The following is a 4,426-nucleotide window of genomic DNA, read 5'->3' on the forward strand; positions in this document are numbered from 1 at the left end:
AACCCGGCGAAGCTGCTGCTGGACCCCTACGCCCGCGCCGTCGACGGCGAGCTGGTCCTCGACGACGCGCTCTACGGCCACGACCCCCGGGACCCCTCGCTGCCCGACCCGGCGGACTCGGCGCCCTTCGTGCCCCGCGGGGTCGTCGTCCACGACAACTTCCCCTGGGACGGCGACCGCCCACTGCGGACGTCATGGTCGGACACGGTCATCTACGAGGTGCACGTCAAGGGTGCGACGATGCGCCACCCCGAGGTGCCGCCCACGCTGCGCGGCACCTACGCGGGCCTGGCCCATCCCGCGTTCATCGAGCACCTGCAGTCCCTCGGCGTGACCGCCGTCGAGCTCCTGCCCGTGCACCACTTCGTCAGCGAGCCGCACCTGCTGCGGCGCGAGCTGTCCAACTACTGGGGCTACAACACCCTCGGATACTTCGCTCCGCACGCCGGCTACAGCGCGTCGGGCTCCGACGGCGGCCAGGTCGTGGAGTTCAAGACGATGGTCAAGCAGCTGCACGCCGCCGGCATCGAGGTGATCCTCGACGTCGTCTACAACCACACCGCCGAGGGCGACCAGCGCGGTCCGACGCTGTCGTTCAAGGGCATCGACAACGCCGGCTACTACCGGCTCGATGGCGGCAACAAGGCCCGCTACACCGACTACACCGGCTGCGGGAACACTCTCGACGTCCGCCGTCCGGCCGTGCTGGCGCTGCTCATGGACTCGCTGCGCTACTGGGTCACCGAGATGCACGTCGACGGCTTCCGCTTCGACCTGGCTGCGACCCTGGCCCGGGAGTTCTACGACGTCGACCGGCTGTCCAGCTTCTTCGAACTCGTCCAGCAGGACCCGACGGTCAGCCAGGTGAAGCTGATCGCCGAGCCGTGGGACGTCGGCCCCGGCGGCTACCAGGTCGGCAACTTTCCGCCGCAATGGACGGAGTGGAACGGCAAGTACCGCGACACCGTCCGCGACTTCTGGCGTGGCGAGCCGGCCACCATCGGCGAGTTCGCCGCCCGGCTCACCGGCTCAGCCGACCTGTACGAGCATTCCGCGCGGCGGCCGGTGGCCAGCATCAACTTCGTCACCGCCCATGACGGGTTCACCTTGCGCGACCTGGTCTCCTACAACGAGAAGCGCAACGAGGCCAACGGCGAGGGCAACAACGACGGCGAGAGCCACAACCGGTCCTGGAACTGCGGGGTCGAGGGGCCGACGGATGACCCCGAGGTCAACGAGCTGCGCGCCCGGCAGCAGCGCAACTTCATCGCCACCCTGTTCCTGTCCCAGGGCGTGCCGATGATCTGCCACGGCGACGAGCTCGGCCGGACCCAGCAGGGCAACAACAACGGCTACTGCCAGGACAACGAGCTGACCTGGATCGACTGGGAGTCCGCCGACACCGACCTGATGGCCTTCACCCGCAAGGTGACCGAGCTGCGCCGCACCCACCCGACCTTCCGCCGGCGCCGGTTCTTCGACGGCCGGCCGGTCAAGCGCCAGGGCGAGGGCGCGCCGCTGCCCGACATCGCCTGGCTGCGGCCCGACGGCAGCGAGATGACCGAGGACGACTGGGGATCGGGCTTCGGCCGGGCCGTCGCGGTGTTCCTCAACGGCGAGGCCATCACCGGCACCGATGACCGCGGCGGCCGGGTCATCGACGACTCGTTCATCCTGTGCTTCTCAGCACATCACGAGCCGATCGAGTTCACCCCGCCGTCCGAGCTGCAGCACTCCTCCTGGCAGGTGGTGCTGGACACCGCCGCCACCGCCGCCGACGAGGACGCCGACATCAAGCCGATCCTTCCCGGAGCGTCGGTCACCGTGGCGCCGCGGACCATGGTGGTGCTGCGGAGCCTGGGCGAATGACCGCGCCGGTCGGCGTACCCGGCTCGACCTACCGACTGCAGATCCGCCGGCAGTTCCCGCTGGCGGCCGCGGCCGAACTGGCCGACTACCTGGCGGACCTCGGCGCGGGGGCGATCTACCTGTCCCCCATCCTGCAGGCCACCTCGGGCTCGGACCACGGCTATGACATCACCAGCCATCGCCAGGTCGATCCCGAGCGCGGCGGCGAGCAGGGCCGGCTGGCGGTGGCCGAGGCCGCCCGGCGGCTGGGCCTGCACACCGTCGTGGACATCGTGCCCAACCACATGGGAGTCGCCGACGCCGCCCAGAACCACGCCTGGTGGCAACTGCTCAAGCAGGGGCCGGGCTCGGAGTACGCCGCCTGGTTCGACGTCGACTGGCAGGCCGGCAACGGCCGGATCAGGTTGCCGGTGCTCGGCGATGACGCCGGGGACGACCAGCTCAGCGTGACCGGGGACGAGCTGCGCTACTACGAGCACCGGTTCCCGATCGCCGAGGGCACCGCGGGGCCCGGTGACAGCGCGGCCGACGTGCACGCCCGCCAGCACTACGAGCTGATCAGCTACCGGCGGGCGGACCTGGAGCAGAACTACCGCCGGTTCTTCGCCGTCACCGAGCTGGCCGGCATCCGCGTCGAGGACCCGGCGGTCTTCGACGCCAGCCACGCCGAGATCCTGCGCTGGGTGCGGGCCGGCGACGTCCAGGGCATCCGGATCGACCATCCGGACGGCCTGGCCGACCCGGCCGGTTACCTGGACCGGCTGGCCGCGGCCGCCCCGGACAGCTGGATCACCGTGGAGAAGATCACCGAACCGGGCGAGTGGCTGCCCGCGGGCTGGCCGGTGGCCGGCACCACCGGTTACGACGCGCTGGCCGAGGTGAACAACCTGCTCTATGACCCGGCCGCCGAGCTGGTCGCCAGCCGCCGCTACGCCGAGCTGACCGGCGATCACCGCGACTGGGCCGAGCACCTGGAGCGGGGCAAGCGGATGGTCGCCGACACCATCCTGCAGGCCGAGCTGCTGCGCATCAGCCGTGGCGTCCGGGCCGCCGCGCCCGAGCTGGCCAGCACCGACGAGCAGGTGGTCGCGGCGCTGACCGAGCTGGCGGTGGCCTTCGGGGTGTACCGGTCCTACCAGCCGGTGGCCGGTGAGCGGCTCGACGAGGCCGCCGCGCTGGCGCTGACGCGCAAGCCGGAGCTGGCCCGCGCCATCGCCGAGTTGACGCCGCTGCTGTCCGCCCGGGCCGGCGAAGCGGGCCGCGAGGTCACCGTCCGGTTCGAGCAGGCCAGCGGCGCGATCATGGCCAAGGGCGTCGAGGACACCGCCTACTACCGCTACAACCGCGCGGTAGGCCTCAACGAGGTCGGCGGTGACCCGGGCGGCTACGGCTGCACCCTGGCCGAGTTCCACGCCGCCCAGTTGCAGCGCCAACTGCTGCTGCCGGAGTCGATGACCACGCTGTCCACCCATGACACCAAGCGCAGCGAGGACGTCCGGGCCCGGTTGGCGGTGCTGCCCGAGCTGGGCGAGCGCTGGTACGGCGTCGCCGAGCAGCTGCTGGCCGGCAGCCCGATCCCGCAACCGGCGTTCGGGTACCTGCTCTGGCAGAGTTTCGCCGGCGCCGGCTGGATCGAGCGGGACAGGATGCACGCCTACGCCGAGAAGGCGATGCGCGAGGCCTGCGACGGCACCAGCTGGCGCGATCCGGACGCCGCGTTCGAGGCGGCGGTGCACCAGGCGGTGGACCGGGCCTACGACGATCGGCACACGCACCGGCTGCTCGATGAGCTGATCACCGAGATCACCCCGCACGGCTGGTCCAACAGCCTGTCCCAGAAGCTCGTGCAGCTGTGCATGCCCGGCGTCCCGGACGTCTACCAGGGCACCGAGCTCTATGACTACTCCCTGGTCGATCCGGACAACCGGCGGCCGGTGGACTTCGAGCTGCGCCGGCAGCTGCTGGCCGGCTTCGACACTGGCAGTGGCGCCGCCGGCAGTGGCGCCGCTGGCAGTGGCGTCGTTGGCAGTGGCGCCGCTGGCAGTGGCGGTCCGCCGCTGGAGCAGGTCGGCGCGGCCAAGCTGTGGCTGACCAGCCGGGTGCTGCGCGAACGCCGGGCGCACCCGGAGCGGTTCAGCAGCTACCTGCCGCTGATCGTCTCGGGTCCGGCCGCCGAGCACGCCGTCGCCTTCGACCGCGGCGGCGCGGTGGCGGTGGCCACCAGGTTGCCGGTCGGCCTGCACCGGGCCGGCGGCTGGCAGGACACCGTGCTCGAACTCGGGCCGGGGGTTTACCAGGACCAGCTCACCGCGGAGCAGTATCAGGGCCGGGTCCCGTTGGCGGTCCTGCTGCGGCGCTATCCGGCGGCCTTTTTGACGCGCGGTCGTTGATGACCGGCAGGGCCCGCCCTGGCCGGCAGCACGGCCTGACCGGCGGGCACGGCCTGACCCGCAGCACAGCCTGACCCGCAGCACAGCCTGACCCGCAGCACAGCCTGACCCGCAGCACAGCCTGACCCGCAGCACAGCCTGACCCGCAGCACAGCCTGACCCGCAGC

At 71.5% G+C, this 4,426-nt stretch carries 2 protein-coding genes; both read left to right on the top strand.

The window, feature by feature from the left end; translation table 11 throughout:
* Positions 1-1,869, top strand: a 1,869-nt coding sequence (gene glgX, locus VF557_16250) for a glycogen debranching protein GlgX (protein ID HEX8081764.1), incomplete at its 5' end; no start/stop codon positions are given.
* Entirely contained in the window at positions 1,866-4,259 is a 2,394-nt protein-coding gene (gene treY / locus VF557_16255) for a malto-oligosyltrehalose synthase (GenBank protein ID HEX8081765.1), read from the top strand. The genes glgX and treY, both read left to right, overlap by 4 nt.
* The last annotated feature ends 167 nt before the right edge of the window (positions 4,260-4,426 follow it).

It is taken from the genome of Jatrophihabitans sp., from assembly GCA_036389035.1.
In the GTDB taxonomy this organism is placed as follows: domain Bacteria; phylum Actinomycetota; class Actinomycetes; order Mycobacteriales; family Jatrophihabitantaceae; genus Jatrophihabitans_A.